We start from the raw sequence: 16,631 nt of genomic DNA, 5'->3' as shown, positions 1-16,631 counted from the left end.
ACCCAGAGCATTGTCTCTGGGTTTTTCTTTTATCGCTTGAATATCTTTTATAGCGTCAATAGAGCGCAAAGCGGAATTTCAAGCGGGTAAAGTTTTCCCTGATAGTTCTGTTTTATTCCCGTTAAAATACCGATGTCCCTCTAAGTTACGAGCACCACTATGACCTACCACGTTGAAGTTTGTATTGATAACATTGAATCTCTTCATAACGCCATTGCAGGCGGAGCAACTCGCATTGAATTGTGTTCTTCTCTCGCACTAGGCGGATTAACCCCAAGCTTTGGCTTCATGAAAAAAGCCGCACTCATCTCAACAATACCAGTCTATGCCATGATTCGCCCACGACAAGGCGACTTTCTCTACGACAGTGATGATGTTGAATCGATGTTGATTGATATAGAAGCGGTGGGTTTAGCAGGCTTACAGGGTGTGGTGTTTGGTGTTTTGAATGAGAACGGCGAGATCGATATGCCAACGGCTACTCAGTTAATGAACAAAGCCAACCAGTATGATCTTGGTGTCACCTTTCATAGAGCCATCGATCAATGCAGAGATTATCACCAAGCGATCGAAGACATCGTGGAACTTGGCTGTGAACGCATTCTCACCTCTGGACTGGCTCAAACTGCGGCTTTGGGATCAAAGACGCTTGCTGAAATGGTGAGATTAGCGGATGGTCGAGTGAGTATTATGGCCGGAGCCGGATTGAACACTACTAATGTTCTAGACATTATCAATACATCCCAAGTCACTGAAGTGCATTTATCTGGAAAATCCAGCCGCGAAAGCAAAATGACCTGTACCGCAGAACACGTTAAGATGGGTGCTCAAGATGATCGTCTTATTCCGATCACGGATGCTCAAGCGATCTCACAAGTGGTAGAGAAATTGACGTCTAGATACTCCTAGCTCCTAACTCCTAGCGCGCAAGGCGTATTACTTCAACGCATCATCAATACTTTGTTCGCCCAGGTGGCGAACATCTTTTCCTTTGACGAAATAAATGATGTATTCGCAAATATTTTGGCAGCGATCGCCTACTCGCTCAATGGCGCGCGCTGACCACATGACTTGTAAAATGCTCGGAATATTCTTGGGATCCTCCATCATATAAGTCACTAACTGATGAATCACCGCTTTATATTCAGCATCAATCTTATCGTCTAATTTGTACACATCGGCAGCTGAGTCGACGTCCATACGAGCAAACGCGTCGAGCACCTGATGAAGCATTGCTATCGCTTGGCGGCTTAAAGGCTCGAGGGACACATGAAAAGGCTGCTGTTTTGACGATGGACTTTCAATGGCCACCTTAGCGATGCTTGTCGCGACATCACCAATACGCTCCAAGTCAGTAATAGTCTTAATGATCGCCATGATTAAGCGCAAATCTTTTGCTGTAGGCTGCCTCTTGGCAATAATTCGAGTACACGCTTCATCAATAGACACTTCCATGGAATTCACTTTGTGATCGTCTTTTACCACTTTCTTGGCGAGTTCAATATCATCTTTATGCAAAGCTTGCATAGCAAACGCAAGTTGCTGCTCAACCAAGCCCCCCATCGTTAAGACATGAGTACGAATTGATTCTAATTCAACATTAAACTGACCTGAAATATGACGACCAAAGTTCATTCTTTCTAACTGCTCCTTGTGTATTGCCTGCGCTTATTACTTGTATTCATTACCGATATTAACAGTGCGGTATTTTTATCCGTATCGACCCGTTATGTAATCTTCTGTCTGAGTTTTCGTCGGTGAGGTAAAAATCGAATCGGTATCGGAATACTCTATCAGTTTCCCCATATGAATAAAGGCGGTGTGATCACTAACACGAGCAGCTTGCTGCATATTATGCGTCACAATGACGACGGTGTACTTATCCTTGAGTTCATTGATTAACTCTTCAATGGTTAACGTAGAAATAGGATCGAGAGCCGACGTTGGTTCATCCAACAAAAGGACTTCAGGTTCAATCGCTATTGCTCTGGCAATGACGAGGCGCTGCTGCTGACCTCCTGAAAGACCAAACGCATTCTCATGCAAACGATGCTTCACTTCGTCCCACAATGCGGCCGATCGCAATGCATGTTCAACGGCATCATCCAACGAACGGCTGTTACTGATACCTTGAAGACGCAAGCCATAAACGACATTTTCATAGATCGATTTCGGAAATGGATTCGGTCTCTGGAATACCATGCCAACTCGACGACGTAATGTGGCAACATCGACATTAGGATGGTAGACATTCTTATTGTGCAGCTTTACCTTTCCTTGAACGCGGCACCCTTCAACCAAATCGTTCATTCGATTAATACAACGAAGTAAGGTTGATTTCCCACAGCCCGATGGACCAATGAACGCGGTCACTTGTCCTTTCGGGATCTTCATTGAGATATCATTAAGCGCTTGGGTCTCTTTATAAAAAAGGTTCAGCCCTTCAATCGTAATGGCGGTTTGATCTTCGGTCAGATTATATACATCTAACGGGGCTTGGTATCCCAATGCTTGATTAACTGAAAACATGATTAATCTTGTCCTAAATTACGATATTTTTCGCGCAAATTGTTACGGATACTGATCGCGGTTAAATTCAAACTAATAATAACCGTCACCAATAAAAACGAGGTCGCGTAAACCAATGGGCGAGCCGCTTCAATATTGGATGTCTGAAAACCCACATCGTAAATATGAAATCCTAAGTGCATGAATTTTTTCTCTAAATGCAAAAAAGGAAATTCACCATCAACGGGCAAACTTGAGGCGATCTTCACCACTCCCACTAGCATCAAAGGGGCCACTTCTCCTGCCGCTCTAGCAACCGCCAATATCAATCCAGTAATAATGGCTGGGCTCGCCATAGGCAATACGATTCGCCATAAGGTTTCAAATTGTGTCGCACCAAGCGCTAAGGAACCGTGTCTGACTGAGCTGGGTATTCGGGTTAGCCCCTCTTCCGTTGAGACAATCACTACCGGCAACGTCAACACCGACAATGTCAAAGCTGACCATAACAATCCAGGTGTGCCAAAGGTGGGGGCAGGTAAGCGTTCAGCATACAATAAAGAGTCAATAGAGCCACCTAACGTATAGACAAAAAAGCCCAAGCCGAACACTCCATAAACGATCGAAGGGACCCCAGCGAGGTTAATAACCGCCACTCTAATAATACGCGTGAGTGCATTATTCGCCGCGTATTCATGCAGATACACAGCAGCTATCACCCCTAGCGGCATCACCACGATGGACATGATGATCACCAACAACACTGTACCAAATATCGCAGGGAAAACACCGCCTTCAGAGTTTGATTCTCTCGGACTTTGCGATAAGAACTTCCAAACTTGTTTGAACCACTGTACCGTTTTGTCAACGCTGCTCATTTCGTTGGGGTACCATACATCCAAAATCTCACTTAAAGGAATGGCAGTCTGTTGCCCCGTCATATCCTCGACAATTAAGCGGTCTTGGTTTAGTTGGGCGCGAAGCTTGGATAAATTCAGATCGGCTCTCTCTAACTTTTTATCCAAAAGCTGTTTTTGAGCTCGATATTCAATGAGAAACGCGTCATCAAGGGTGTTATTAAGCTCTCGCTTGCGTTTATTTAGCCTAAGCTGCTCTAAAGTTCGGCTTGTGACCTTAAACTCATTTTCTATCAAGGCGGCAATTTGTTTTCTTAACAGCTCTACCTCAGAAAAGCCGAGCGTAAATGACTCTGACACTTCGCTAGAAACCACACCAAACTCATTTTGATACCCAACAGGTAACCCAAAAAAATTCCCGTTACGTGTTCGCTCAATCACCGCCCAGCCACTAGGGAGTGATCGCTTCTCAATATTAATATCGAGTATGGAAACAAAGTCCGCCGGATAGAGATCCCGATTGGCCACTTTAATGCTGTACCGGCCAATCAGTTCGTCACCGTTTGTCATCGCATCCTCAGGTAAGTTCATACCTTGCAAACGCGTGATTGGAATAAACTCTTGAGCGTACAGTTGGCCGACTAACGTCTCTCCATTTTGAGTTTCCCACTGATAAAGTGGTGCGGGCCAGAAATAAGACAGACCTTTCCAACCGATAAGCAGCATCAACCCCATCACCGACAGTAAGCTTATGCTGACCGCCCCTCCTGTTAACCAAACCCAAGGCGCTCCGGACTTTATCCATTTCAACATGAACTCTGCCCTCGAGTATTGACGGTTGTCTTACCTTTATTGCTTTGGTTACTTTGATGGCTTCTTTTACATAAATGACTTGGATTAAGGCAAATAAAGGGGCCTATTCGTTGGTTAAAGAGCACGGTAACGCTCTCTTAGCCGTTGTCTCACCCATTCTGCAATAGAGTTAACAGCAAAAGTAAAAATAAGCAGCAGCAGTGCTGCAAGAAAGAGCAAGCGATAATGAGTACTGGCGACTTCAGATTCTGGCATTTCAACCGCGATGGTGGCCGACAATGTTCGCATTCCCTCTAAAATATTCCAATCTAATATAGGCGTATTACCCGTGGCCATTAATACGATCATCGTTTCGCCAACCGCTCGACCTAAACCCATCATAATGGCAGAAAAAATACCGGGACTCGCGGTTAACAATACGACATAAAGTAAGGTTTGCCATGGGGTAGCTCCCAGCGCTAAAGAACCATCAGAAAGATGTTTAGGTACTGAGAAAACCGCATCTTCAGCAATCGTAAATATGGTTGGAATAACGGCAAAACCCATCGCAAAACCAACCACTAATGCATTACGTTGATCAAACCCTATCCCATGATTAGCCAAATATATGCGTACATCACCATTAAACAGCCACAATTCTAATGCGGCACTTTGGGACATAATCACCACCACAAGGCACACCAAAACAGGCATTAAAATCAAACTATGCCAACCATTAGGAAATAGCGAAACAAATCGACTAGGTAATACATGCCACACCACACCCACCACTAGCGTAGAAAACGGAAGTAAGATCAACAAAGCAACCACGGCCGATAGGTAACTTTCAACAATGGGAGCAAACCAAAGCCCAGCCAAGAAACCTATGATCACCGTCGGGAAGGCCTCCATTAACTCTATCGAGGGTTTAACCACACGGCGCATACTCTCAGACATAAAGTACGCCGTATAAATAGCCCCTAACACCGCGATCGGAACAGCAAAAAGCATAGCAAAAGCCGCTGCTTTAAGGGTACCAAAAGCAATAGGAACTAAGCTGAATTTTGCTTCAAAATCATCATTGGCTGAGGTCGTTTGCCAAGTAAATTCAGGCTCGGGGTAACTTTCGTACCAGACTTTTTTCCACAATGATGAAAAAGAAATTTCAGGATGCTCGTTGTTCACCAGAGCCACATCTAAGCGATCATCACTGAGCGTTAACAGATACTTTTCATTGTTCGACATGGCAACCAACGATGGCGCTTTGCTAAAAGCGCGCGTAAACATCACCAGCTTTTCACTGGTCGTATGGTGACTTTGCAAAGTGCCATTGGTGTAAAAGCTGTAAAACCCTTTTCGATACGAATCAGGCAACAATATTTCGAGTTCTGAGGCTAACTCGAATTCGCGGATATGTGTGAGTTTTCGTTCTTTGTCTGTTAATACATCAAACCATTGGGACACAAGGCCATCTTGGTGAGTCACCAACAATGAATACGCACCAGACAGCAAATTCACATCGGAGACCGCGTGTTTTTGATTCCCCAAACTTAAATCAACCACCTCACGTACAACAAAATCATTCTCCCGCTTTAATGCAACAATGAGCTCCGAGCCCGTACGCATGTAAAGCATATTGCCGTTAGGCGTTACAATGAGTTGGTCAAGATTAGGGAGAGGTTGATTAAAGATATACTCTTGGGGTCCGTTGTCATCATTCCAGCGAACCATGACGCGATCATCGTCATAAAGGCCGACGAGTGTCAGTTGGTTTCCAACCAGTGAAAAATCAAACTGAGTCAATTGCAGTGAAGAACGATGAAGATTTAAGTTTGCTCTGTTTTCAAAGAATTCTAGGTTAGGTATAAAAGCCCTCCCCTTTCTACTTTGATTATTGGAAAACCTAGGCTTGAAGATAACGAGCTGATCAGCCTTATCCATCACAGCTTGCCAGCCGCTTGGTTTTCGATCCGATGCCGTCAACACAATATCGTCAGAAATAGAAAAAGAAGAATGAGCGGATGGAGAATCGTCTAATGACCAAAAGTCCAATTGCCCCGATTGAGAAAGAACAAATGCATGCTCACCATACTCATCAACGCCAATTGAAATCGGAGAAGCGGTGGTGATGCGATTAGAAGCGTAGCCAGTTTCAATATTTGCATCAGAGAAAAGGGGCAATACCACTAACGCAAGATAGACAAATATCAGTACCAGTGCCATTAGCACGCCAACACCACCAAAAGAAACCAACAAACGGAAAATACGATCTTTGATAAATCGTTTTCGGTCTGGTTCTTTTAAGGAAAAGTCGGCACTAGGCATTGGATTCTCAATCTAAATTAAACGTTCTTATAATATTTCATTTTAATGACAATTATATTACAGAAACCCATAAGCCGCTGAAAACACAACAGCTGAATAAAAAAAACAAGCATTATAAGGCGTTAAATATAATTAAACCGCCAAAGGCAAATTTTCGTACCCCATTCTAGTACTCTATTCCAACTTTTTGTAACTCTTGCTTGGCAATATCAGTACCTATGGGAATATAGCCATCCTTTCTTACCAGGTCTTGTCCTTGGGCTGAAAAAACAAAACGGATGAATTCTCGCTCGATGGGTGTCAAAGGGTGTTTCGGATGCTTATTTATGTATACATACAAGTAGCGTGATAGTGGGTACTTACCTGATAGAATATTATCATGGCTTGGAAAAATATAATCTTGGCCTACTTCCGAAATTGGAATCAGCTTAACACCTGACATTTGGTATCCGACGCCAGAATACCCTATCGTATTGATCGAGGAAGCGACCGATTGCACCACCGAAGCGGAACCAGGCTGTTCGTTGACGTTATTTTTAAAGTCCCCGCCACATAATGCGTTTTGTTTGAAATAACCATACGTACCTGATACCGAGTTTCGTCCAAACAACTGCATTCGGCGTTGCCCCCAATCAGAATCAATGCCCAATTGCGCCCAATTCGAGATAGGCTCATTTCCTCCGCAGCGCTGAGTGATCGAGAAAATACTGTCTAACTGAGAAAAATTAAGCCCCGTAATCGGGTTATCTTGATGAACAAAAACACCGATCGCATCGATGGCTACTCTTAACTCCGTAGGCTTGTACCCGTGCTCACGCTCAAAAGCGTCTATTTCACGATTCCGCATAGGGCGACTCATTGGACCAAACTGCGCCGTGCCTTCTGTTAGTGCAGGAGGCGCTGTTGATGATCCTGAAGCCTGAACTTGCGCGTTAATGCTGGGATAATGCTGTTCGAACTCTTCCACCCATAACGTCGTCATTCCAGCCAAAGTATCCGAACCCACTGAAAAGATGGTGCCAGAGATACTGGGGACTTTATGATAAGGCTTTAACTCAAGAGGTGTAGACTCTATTGCCTGCGCTTTTACAGCGACACCAAACAAGCTCAATATCAGAATGATAGACGCTAGGTGCTTCATTATTACTCCATCAACTTTTTACTTTCCTGCTAACTTCTCACTACCAATATCAATCAATCGACTTTTATCAAGCGACTTGGCAACGTGAACGAGAACTTACTGCCTACACCAACGGCGCTTTGAATTTCTAAATGCGCATCATGGTGAGTGAGTGCATGCTTCACGATAGCAAGCCCTAAACCACTGCCTCCCGTATCTCTCGAACGGGCTTTATCGACTCGATAAAAACGCTCGGTTAAACGATGAAGATGTTGAGGTTCGATGCCATCACCACTGTCTTCAACTTCAAGGCAAGCCCCTTGAGCGGTTTTAAACCAACGTACTTTAATCAGAGCACCAGGCTCTGTGTATTTCACCGCGTTGTAAACAAGATTAGAAATAGCACTTCGAATTTGGTCTTCATCAGCATAGATTCGCAGTTCAGTATCCACTTTAAAATCGAGTTGATGAGCGTCGTCGCCACTTAAACTGGCGGCTTCTTTTTCGAGCACTTCAAGCATCGCAGGAACATCTACGACCTCTTCGAAATCATCCATCGGCGCAGCTTCTATCTTCGATAATGTCAGTAGTTGGCTGACGAGACTGTTCATACGATTAAGCTGCTCGGTCATTACACCGTGCGCCTTGCCCCACATTGGTCCCACCAGCATATCTGGGTCTTCAGTCATTTCGAGGTAGCCACGCAGCACCGTCATAGGTGTACGTAATTCATGGGAGACATTAGCAAAGAAGTTGCGGCGCATTCCTTCAAGCTGTTTCAGCTGAGTGACATCACGTACCACCATCAAATGCTCACCTTCTGTATAAGGCACGATACGAAGCTCAAGCATGCGCTCAACATTTAATGGCGAGCACATCTCCAATGGTTCAGAAAAGTCTTGTTTGTTCAGATATTTAATAAAGTCTGGAGTACGAATAAGATTAGAGATGGGTTGCCCTGAATCATCGGGCCACTTGAAGCCTAACAAATGTTGAGCGAGTTTATTACACCAAACGATATTACCTTCACCACGAAAGACTACAACCGCATCGGGCAGTGACTCAGCACCATTACGGAAACGTCGAATCAAATTCGTCAGTTCTTTGCGTTTTTTTCGTTGACGCTGTTGCAAGCGATAAATGCCATTAAACAGCGATTCCCAGTTACCACTGCCAGACGGTGGCGTCAGTCGTTTTTCATCCCACAACCATGCAGACAGCCTCATTTGATTATGAAGGTGCCACAAAAGCTGCAAAACCGTAGCAGCTAATAGCAACCACGGCATATATCCAAATATCCACCCGACCAAAACCCACGGGGTGTAAAAAAAAGCCAGCTCCCAAGCTAGCCTTTTCCAGGTTAATTTTTCAACCATTTATATCCTCGGACAACCGTCCTTTGGCTCCAAGCTCATCATTGGCCTAAAGCCTTAATCATTTAAATACTAAGCTTATACATACTAAGCTTTGGTTGAGAAGCGGTAGCCTGCTCCTCGAACCGTTTGAATTAATTTATCATGTCCAGCATTCTCTAATGCTTTTCGCAGTCGACGAATATGAACGTCCACCGTACGGTCTTCAACGTAAACATTGGTGCCCCAAACGTTATTAAGCAGCTGTTCTCGGCTATAAACGCGCTCTTGATGAGTCATAAAGAAATGCAACATCTTAAATTCGGTAGGCCCCATATCCAGCGGCGAATCACCAGCCATTACGCGGTGGGAAACCGGGTCAAGTCGCAACCCTTGAACATCGATAACGTCTTCAAGTGCCGTGGGAGTAACACGACGGATCACAGCCTTGAGTCTCGCGACCAACTCTTTTGGTGAAAACGGTTTAGTAATGTAATCATCAGCTCCGACTTCAAGGCCGCGAACTTTGTCTTCTTCCTCACCACGAGCCGTGAGCATCACAACAGGAATATTACGAGTCAGTTCTTCGCGCTTCATATGTTTAATAAAATTGATACCGCTACCACCAGGCAGCATCCAATCTAAAAGAACAAGATCGGGAAAGGGTTCTGCCAGCTTCACCACAGCAGTATCATAATCTTCCGCTTCTACCGCTTGGTAACCTTTCTGCTCAAGAACAAAGCACAGCATTTCACGAATCGGTGCTTCATCTTCAACAACTAGAATCCTTCTAGACATAATTAAATAACCTTGTGTATGAAATTAACGCGAGGGTCTATCCCTTTGCAACTGTAGGCATTATTACCAGTAATTATGACACTTTTGTGACCTTTGAAAACAAATTTTCATATAACTTTCGCCCGATGTTCATATATGTAGAGCGCATTCAAACATTGGGCTTCCATTTACACGTAATCATTCTCTCGCTGTCTCTTAAGGGAAGATTGATGCCGGCTAAGAAAAAATTAGTCCCTGTTAGGTAAAGTTTTTTGCACACAGACTAAGACAACTTATAAAAAATTGCCTATTATGACCGACTCAATTCCTGCCTAGAGAAAAAATATGTGGTTTAAAAACTGTCTGGTTTATCGCTTCAATCGCGATATTGAATTCAATGCTGACCAGCTAGAGAAGCAACTTGAAGAATTCCGTTTTACGCCGTGCGGCAGTCAGGATAAGCAAAAATTTGGCTGGGTGACGGCAATGGGGAGACACGGCGATATGATGACCCATGTGTCTGAAAACCGCATTCTGATCTGTGCGAAAAGAGAAGAAAAAATGCTTCCTGCTTCGGTGATCAAAGAGTCACTGAATACAAAAATAGAAACAATGGAAACCGCTGAAGGTCGCCCTCTTAAAAAATCAGAAAAAGACAACCTTAAAGAAGACATCATCATTGATCTTCTTCCGAGAGCATTTAGCCGCAGCAACCACACGTTCGTACTTATTCTACCAAAAGAAGGGTTTATCCTGGTGGATGCGAGCAGCTACAAAAAAGCCGAAGATGTCTTAGCGCTGCTGCGTAAAACCATGGGCAGTTTACCTGTCATTCCTGCTATTCCAGAACAAGCCGTTGAAACAACGTTAACGGAATGGGTAAAAACGGGGAATACCCCGCAAGGCATCACTTTATTAGATGAAGCGGAGCTTAAATCGGTATTAGAAGACGGCGGAATCATTCGCTGTAAGAAACAAGAGCTCAGTGCAGACGAGATTCAACATCATATCGAAGCTGATAAAGTCGTGACAAAACTGGCACTTGATTGGCAAGAACGTATTGAATTTTTGTTGGCAGAAGACGGCAGTATCAAACGCCTGAAATTCTCAGATGACTTAAAAGATCAAAACGAAGACATTCCTCGCGAAGATCAAGCGGCTCGTTTCGATGCTGATTTCTCACTGATGTGTGGTGAATTGAGTGCTTTCTTACCTAATTTATATGAATCTTTAGGTGGATTGCCTCACGCAGAAGCGTAAGTTCATACTGAAACTAAACCCTAATAGCCCTTCCTTGTGAAGGGTTTTTTCTAGTCATTTAGCTCATTTTAGCGTAAAATTCGCGCCCCTTTACTTCCACTTGGTGGCAGTAACCTGACTTGAGATCAGACTAGAGAAAGACGCAATGACAACCAATACTCCTTTTGTACCCGAGCTACTATCACCTGCTGGTAGCCTTAAAAACATGCGTTATGCCTTTGCTTATGGCGCCGATGCAGTTTACGCGGGCCAACCTCGCTATAGCCTTCGTGTCCGTAACAACGAATTCAACCATGAAAACCTGAAAATTGGCATCGATGAAGCGCATGCTCAAGGTAAAAAGCTCTATGTGGTATGTAATATCCAACCGCATAATTCAAAGCTAAAAACCTTTATTCGCGACCTGAAACCTGTGGTTGAAATGGGCCCTGACGCGTTAATCATGTCTGACCCTGGTCTTATCATGATGGTTCGTGAAGCGTTTCCTGACATGGCGATTCACCTTTCAGTTCAAGCAAACGCAGTGAACTGGGCAACCGTTAAGTTTTGGTCAACTCAAGGTGTTGAGCGTGTGATTCTTTCTCGTGAACTTTCTCTAGAGGAAATTGAAGAAATTCGAGAGCACTGCCCAGAAACGGAACTCGAAATTTTCGTTCATGGCGCACTTTGCATGGCGTATTCCGGTCGTTGTTTGCTTTCTGGCTACATCAACAAGCGCGATCCAAACCAAGGAACTTGCACTAACGCTTGCCGTTGGGAATACAAAGTCGAAGAAGGCAAAGAGAACGATACAGGCGATATTGTTGAAAAGTTCGATCCAGCGACGGACTCTCAAGGTAAAGAAGGTCAAGCAATCGAAGTTCAAGACGAACGCCCAGATAATACCCTTGGTCTTGGTAAACCAACTGATGACGTTGTTCTGCTTTCAGAAGCGCACCGCCCTGAAGAGAAAATGGCCGCATACGAAGATGAGCATGGTACGTACATCATGAACTCGAAAGATCTTCGTGCGATTCAACACGTAGAACGCCTCACTAAAATGGGCGTACACTCATTGAAGATTGAAGGTCGTACTAAATCGTTCTACTACTGTGCTCGTACTGCCCAGGTTTATCGTAAAGCGATTGACGATGCTGTTGCAGGCAAACCTTTCGATGAAAGCCTAATGGGCACACTAGAAAGCCTAGCGCACCGTGGCTATACCGAAGGCTTCCTGCGTCGTCATACGCACGATACTTACCAGAATTATGACTACGGTTACTCGGTTTCTGATGCACAGCAGTTTGTTGGCGAATTCACCGGTCAACGTCGTGGCGATTTAGCGGAAGTGGAAGTGAAAAACAAATTCCTAGTGGGCGACAGCCTGGAGCTTATGACACCAAATGGTAACGTTGTTTTCACCCTTGAAACGATGGAAAACCGTAAGTCACAAGCAGTTGATGATGCGAAAGGTAACGGTCACTTCGTCTTCATTCCAGTTCCTGAAGAGTTGGATTTATCTTTCGGACTGTTGATGCGTAATTTAAACTCAGGTCAGGATACCCGTAACCCAACTGGAAAATAACCATGGCTTTATTGATCACTGATAAATGCATTAACTGCGACATGTGTGACCCAGAATGCCCTAATGGTGCTATTTATATGGGCGAGTCGATCTTTGAGATTGACCCTGATCTATGTACCGAATGTAAAGGGCATTATGACAAACCAACCTGCCAGTCGGTTTGTCCTATTACCAAGTGCATTATCACTGACCCAAACCACATTGAAACTGACGATGAGCTCCTAGAAAAATTCGTCACCATTCAAGGTCTAGCCTAAAAAAACGCCGCTTAATTGAAGCGGCGTTTTTGTTTCTTTACTCATCACTTTTGGCGTGATTGATGACTGACACCATTCATTTTTAATGCTAGGGCGTGTTGATCTTTCTCGGTTAAATTTTGTTCGAGATAAAATCGTTTTAGGCGCGGTGAGAAGTATGACGCCTAGTTATTGTTACCGCTATTTATAACTCAGTTCGGTCGCTTTGCCTTTAAAAATGCGATAAACCGCAAAGGTATAGAGCAAAATCATCGGCATCACGAACATGGCGCCATAACCAACAATCAGCAGCGTCGCAGGGGAAGAAGCGGATTCCTGCGCCGTCATCAGACCCGGTACCACTTCCGGAAAGAAGCTATACGCGAGCCCCAAAAAGCTTAATGCAAAAATCACCGTCACGCCAAAAAATGGCCAGCGGACACCGATATCATCGGCCATCGGTACCTGACGAAGATAGCGATCGACTAAGAATATAGTCGCTAAAACGATCATGGGAATCGGTGCCAACAACAGCATTTCAGGGAAACTAAACCAACGCAGCGCTACTTGTTCGTTAACGATAGGGTTCACCACACTGACCACCAAAATACCCAACGCGGCTACCCAACCAGCCCGTCTCGACCAGTGTGCCGCTCGTATTTGCAACTTACCTTCGGTTTTCAGTACCAGCCATGCCCCACCAATATATACATAAGCCGCTGTCACACATAAGCTACTCAATAGCGCAAAGCCTATCGCTTCGGACGAGTCTTCAAATCCCATAATGTAACGACCAACCATATAACCCTGTGTCAGAGACGCAACCAATGAACCGATCCTAAAACACCAGTCCCATCGCTCTTTGTGATCCGAAAGGGCTTTGGCTCGAAAATCGAACGCAACACCACGCATGATCAATGCGATAAGCATGACCGCGGTTGGAAGGTAAAGCTCAGTCAATATCAAGCTATGAGCACTAGGAAAAGCAATTAGCAGAATCCCAACGGCCAAAACTAGCCAGGTTTCATTCGCATCCCAAAAGGGACCAATGGATGCGATCATTCGGTCTCGCTGTTGTTCGTTATTACTTGGCAACAGAATACCGACACCCAAATCATAGCCATCCAGCACTGCGTACATAAACACTGAAAAACCGAGCAACAGTAAGTAAATTTCTGGTAAATGGTTGATCATGATACGACCTCTTGCTCTTTTGATGGCGCCTCGTGTGCGGCGATGTCTTTACGCGCTAAATAGAATAACGTGTGAATGTACGCCACTAGCAAGACCGCATAGATCGTTAAGTACATAAACAGCGAGATCATGACACTACTGCTTGGTACTGTGGTCACCGCCTCTGATGTCCGCAACACGCCACTCACTAACCATGGTTGTCGGCCTATTTCGGTAACGTACCAGCCTGCTAATGTCGCCACCCACCCAGAGAATGTCATTGCCACCATGGTATACAAATAAGGCTTGGGTAATGTTTTACCGCGAGTAAGGCGCAGCGCACCATACCAACTCACCAGTAACATCAATACTCCCATTCCGACCATGACTCGAAAACCAAAGAAAAGTGGTTTGACCGGTGGGTGGTCAGGAGCAAACTGGTTAAGCCCGACAATTTCACCATTCATATCGTGGGTTAGAATGAGACTGGCGAGATTAGGGATACCAACCTCAAAGTCATTGCTGCGAGTCTCTTCATTTGGCCATGCGAACAACAGAAGTGGTGCACCTTGCTCGGTTTCCCAAACACCTTCCATCGCCGCAATTTTAGCCGGTTGATGCTCTAATGTGTTTAAGCCATGCAGATCACCAACGAAAATTTGCAGTGGAATAAACCCCGCAGCCGAAAATAGCGCGACCTTTAAGCCCAACTTCGCAGCCCGATGACCCGGTTGTTTGATCGCTTGGTAAGCCGAGATCCCCGCGATCAAAAAGCTCGCTGTGAGTGCCGATGCCAATAAGGTATGCGCCAATCGATAAGGCAAGGATGGGTTTAGAATCACTTCTTTCCAGCTCGTGACATGAACGATACCATCGATCACTTCATAACCACTCGGTGTGTGCATCCAGCTGTTGAGCACCAATATCCAAAAAGCCGACATACTGGTCCCGATAGCAACCAAAACGGTCGCTAAGGTGTGAAACCAATCCGGCACTCGACCGCGACCAAACAGCATCACCCCAAGAAAGGTCGCTTCCATAAAAAAGGCGGTCATCACTTCATAGCCAAGCAGAGGACCCGCAACATTGCCGACGCGCTCCATAAATCCTGGCCAATTGGTGCCAAACTGGAAGCTCATGGTAATGCCTGAAACCACACCAAGCGCGAAAGTCAGCGCAAAAATCTTGACCCAGAAGTAATACACATCAAGCCAAACTGGCGCCTGGCTGCGATTATATCGCCACTTAAAGAAAACCAGCATCCATGCTAATGCAATGGTGATGGTTGGAAAGAGTATATGGAAGCTAATATTGGTTGCGAATTGGATCCGCGACAACATGAGGGTATCTAACATCTTTTGTCCTCAAACATTCTTTTCGCTCGGATGAGCGCGTTGATGATGTAATTTAATTACGTTCAAAGGAGCGAATTAGATCAATCAAGCACACTGTAAAATTGATTTATATCAACTTTAGAAGAGAAAAGGACTAAGATAATCGTATCAAAATACAACGATATGTATCTAAAATTTAATAAGTTACTGTATTTTGTAATAAAAATGGTAGGTTAAATACCAATTCGGTTTAACCTTAGAGAAGTATCGGCAAAAATGAAATTAAGTTACACAAAATTAACATTTTTACCTATTTAAAAACAGAAAGTCACTGGTTTTTTAGAAGGGTTAAGCATTGTTCCGGCATCGGTTTAAGGCGTTTTTTATTCGATTTCGCCTTTTCTTTCGGTTTGTTCATGGAAACCTTGGGCTGTGAAGCTTGCGGTTTCGGCTTCCAACTCGCCAGTTCCGCACCGCAACCATCGCCTTTTGGCGGTTCTTTTTGAGGTAGGCAAGAGGGATTCCCTTTCGGGCATTTCAAGCGAACATGCATATGGTAGTGATGGCCCCACCAAGGGCGAACTTTCCGCAGCCAAGCACGTTCGATGCTCTGCTCGCTGTCACACAAGGTCTGTTTAATCACAGGGTGTACAAAGATTCGCGCTACCTGATCATCACTGGCTGCCATTTTTATCAGCTCAAAATGACGAGGATCCCAATGCGATTGAGTCAACTGGTAATGTTTGATATCCACCACACTTAACGGTGTAGGTTTGGCTAACTGCGATGCTGACAAAGGAGCATCGGCAAAGCGCAGCCATATATCGATATCCAAACCCGTTTGATGGCTAGAATGTCCACTCGAAAAACGACCGCCTTGTGGTAAGGATATGTCGCCAATTAAAATACCACTATTGAGATTTCGCTTTGACTGAGCAGCGAGAGTTTGAGCAAAATGAATGGTATTCGGGTGTCCGTAATAACGACCTCGGTCACGACGTAAAACCTGATAACCGGTCCCTTCGAGAGGAAGTGCTTTAGCCCCTGCTAGACAACCATTAGAGTAACTCCCTATGGATTCCGTTGGATGGGAGGATGGTGAACGCTTTGATTCCCATGGGGTTACTTCGGTCGCTTCGGTTGCCTCGATAGCATTAGCGAAACATGTCAGTGTGGCCAGTGACAGCCCAAGAAGCACTCCTTGCCATTTAACCATTTTCCCTCTCTTACATTCACCGTATGATAAAAATCATAGAATAATACCAATCGTAGTAAATAACTGTTCACCCTAGCGGGTTAAAACACTCGATAACGGCGTTAGAATTTTTGATTG

At 44.6% G+C, this 16,631-nt stretch carries 14 protein-coding genes; 4 read left to right on the top strand and 10 right to left on the bottom strand.

Annotated features, from left to right (window positions below):
• The first annotated feature begins 159 nt into the window (after nucleotides 1–159).
• Nucleotides 160–909 (top strand): copper homeostasis protein CutC, encoded by a 750-nt coding sequence (locus A1QO_RS00070; RefSeq protein WP_017038025.1) that lies wholly within the window; start codon nucleotides 160–162, stop codon nucleotides 907–909.
• Nucleotides 910–936: 27 nt separating this feature from the next.
• Here the strand turns inward: A1QO_RS00070 and phoU are convergent, their stop codons facing one another.
• The 7 genes from phoU to phoB form a co-directional block, all read right to left on the bottom strand.
• Nucleotides 937–1,635, bottom strand: a complete 699-nt coding sequence (gene phoU, locus A1QO_RS00065) for a phosphate signaling complex protein PhoU (protein WP_017038026.1) — start codon at nucleotides 1,633–1,635, stop codon at nucleotides 937–939.
• 75 nt (nucleotides 1,636–1,710) lie between these two features.
• Nucleotides 1,711–2,529, bottom strand: coding sequence for a phosphate ABC transporter ATP-binding protein PstB (gene pstB / locus A1QO_RS00060; RefSeq protein WP_017040315.1), 819 nt, complete (start codon nucleotides 2,527–2,529; stop codon nucleotides 1,711–1,713).
• A 2-nt stretch (nucleotides 2,530–2,531) separates the two neighbouring features.
• Nucleotides 2,532–4,178 (bottom strand): phosphate ABC transporter permease PstA, encoded by a 1,647-nt coding sequence (gene pstA / locus A1QO_RS00055; protein ID WP_017034998.1) that lies wholly within the window; start codon nucleotides 4,176–4,178, stop codon nucleotides 2,532–2,534.
• Nucleotides 4,179–4,292: 114 nt separating this feature from the next.
• On the bottom strand, nucleotides 4,293–6,482 hold the full coding sequence (locus A1QO_RS00050) for an ABC transporter permease subunit (RefSeq protein WP_017041166.1): 2,190 nt from the start codon (nucleotides 6,480–6,482) through the stop codon (nucleotides 4,293–4,295).
• A 166-nt stretch (nucleotides 6,483–6,648) separates the two neighbouring features.
• The gene (locus tag A1QO_RS00045) at nucleotides 6,649–7,623 is read right to left on the bottom strand and encodes a PstS family phosphate ABC transporter substrate-binding protein (RefSeq protein ID WP_017034995.1); all 975 of its coding nucleotides are present in this window, start codon (nucleotides 7,621–7,623) and stop codon (nucleotides 6,649–6,651) included.
• Nucleotides 7,624–7,676: 53 nt separating this feature from the next.
• Nucleotides 7,677–8,978, bottom strand: coding sequence for a phosphate regulon sensor histidine kinase PhoR (phoR, locus tag A1QO_RS00040; RefSeq protein ID WP_017040313.1), 1,302 nt, complete (start codon nucleotides 8,976–8,978; stop codon nucleotides 7,677–7,679).
• Nucleotides 8,979–9,062: 84 nt separating this feature from the next.
• Entirely contained in the window at nucleotides 9,063–9,752 is a 690-nt protein-coding gene (gene phoB, locus A1QO_RS00035; RefSeq protein WP_017034993.1) for a phosphate regulon transcriptional regulator PhoB, read from the bottom strand.
• Between the two features lie 324 nt (nucleotides 9,753–10,076).
• Here phoB and rdgC point away from each other — a divergent pair, with 324 nt between their 5' ends.
• The 3 genes from rdgC (at nucleotide 10,077) to A1QO_RS00020 (ending at nucleotide 12,812) form a co-directional block, all read left to right on the top strand.
• The gene (gene rdgC / locus A1QO_RS00030) at nucleotides 10,077–10,991 is read left to right on the top strand and encodes a recombination-associated protein RdgC (protein ID WP_017040312.1); all 915 of its coding nucleotides are present in this window, start codon (nucleotides 10,077–10,079) and stop codon (nucleotides 10,989–10,991) included.
• A gap of 145 nt (nucleotides 10,992–11,136) precedes the next feature.
• Nucleotides 11,137–12,555 carry a tRNA 5-hydroxyuridine modification protein YegQ gene (gene yegQ, locus A1QO_RS00025; RefSeq protein ID WP_017040311.1) on the top strand — a complete coding sequence of 473 codons (1,419 nt, stop codon included), beginning with the start codon at nucleotides 11,137–11,139 and terminating at the stop codon, nucleotides 12,553–12,555.
• A gap of 2 nt (nucleotides 12,556–12,557) precedes the next feature.
• The gene (locus tag A1QO_RS00020) at nucleotides 12,558–12,812 is read left to right on the top strand and encodes a YfhL family 4Fe-4S dicluster ferredoxin (protein WP_017034990.1); all 255 of its coding nucleotides are present in this window, start codon (nucleotides 12,558–12,560) and stop codon (nucleotides 12,810–12,812) included.
• Nucleotides 12,813–12,992: 180 nt separating this feature from the next.
• Here A1QO_RS00020 and A1QO_RS00015 read toward each other — a convergent pair whose 3' ends face one another.
• From A1QO_RS00015 to mepA, 3 genes are all read right to left on the bottom strand, one after another.
• Entirely contained in the window at nucleotides 12,993–13,985 is a 993-nt protein-coding gene (locus tag A1QO_RS00015; RefSeq protein ID WP_017034989.1) for a cytochrome d ubiquinol oxidase subunit II, read from the bottom strand.
• On the bottom strand, nucleotides 13,982–15,319 hold the full coding sequence (locus A1QO_RS00010) for a cytochrome ubiquinol oxidase subunit I (RefSeq protein WP_017034988.1): 1,338 nt from the start codon (nucleotides 15,317–15,319) through the stop codon (nucleotides 13,982–13,984). Before A1QO_RS00010 ends, A1QO_RS00015 begins: the two co-directional genes overlap by 4 nt.
• A 307-nt stretch (nucleotides 15,320–15,626) precedes the next feature.
• Nucleotides 15,627–16,514, bottom strand: a complete 888-nt coding sequence (mepA, locus tag A1QO_RS00005; RefSeq protein WP_017038030.1) for a penicillin-insensitive murein endopeptidase — start codon at nucleotides 16,512–16,514, stop codon at nucleotides 15,627–15,629.
• Between the last annotated feature and the right edge of the window lie 117 nt (nucleotides 16,515–16,631).

This window comes from Vibrio genomosp. F10 str. ZF-129, from assembly GCF_000287055.2.
Taxonomy (GTDB): domain Bacteria; phylum Pseudomonadota; class Gammaproteobacteria; order Enterobacterales; family Vibrionaceae; genus Vibrio.
Note: the sequence above shows the minus strand (reverse complement) of the source record. Positions and strands in the feature narration are given on the sequence as shown.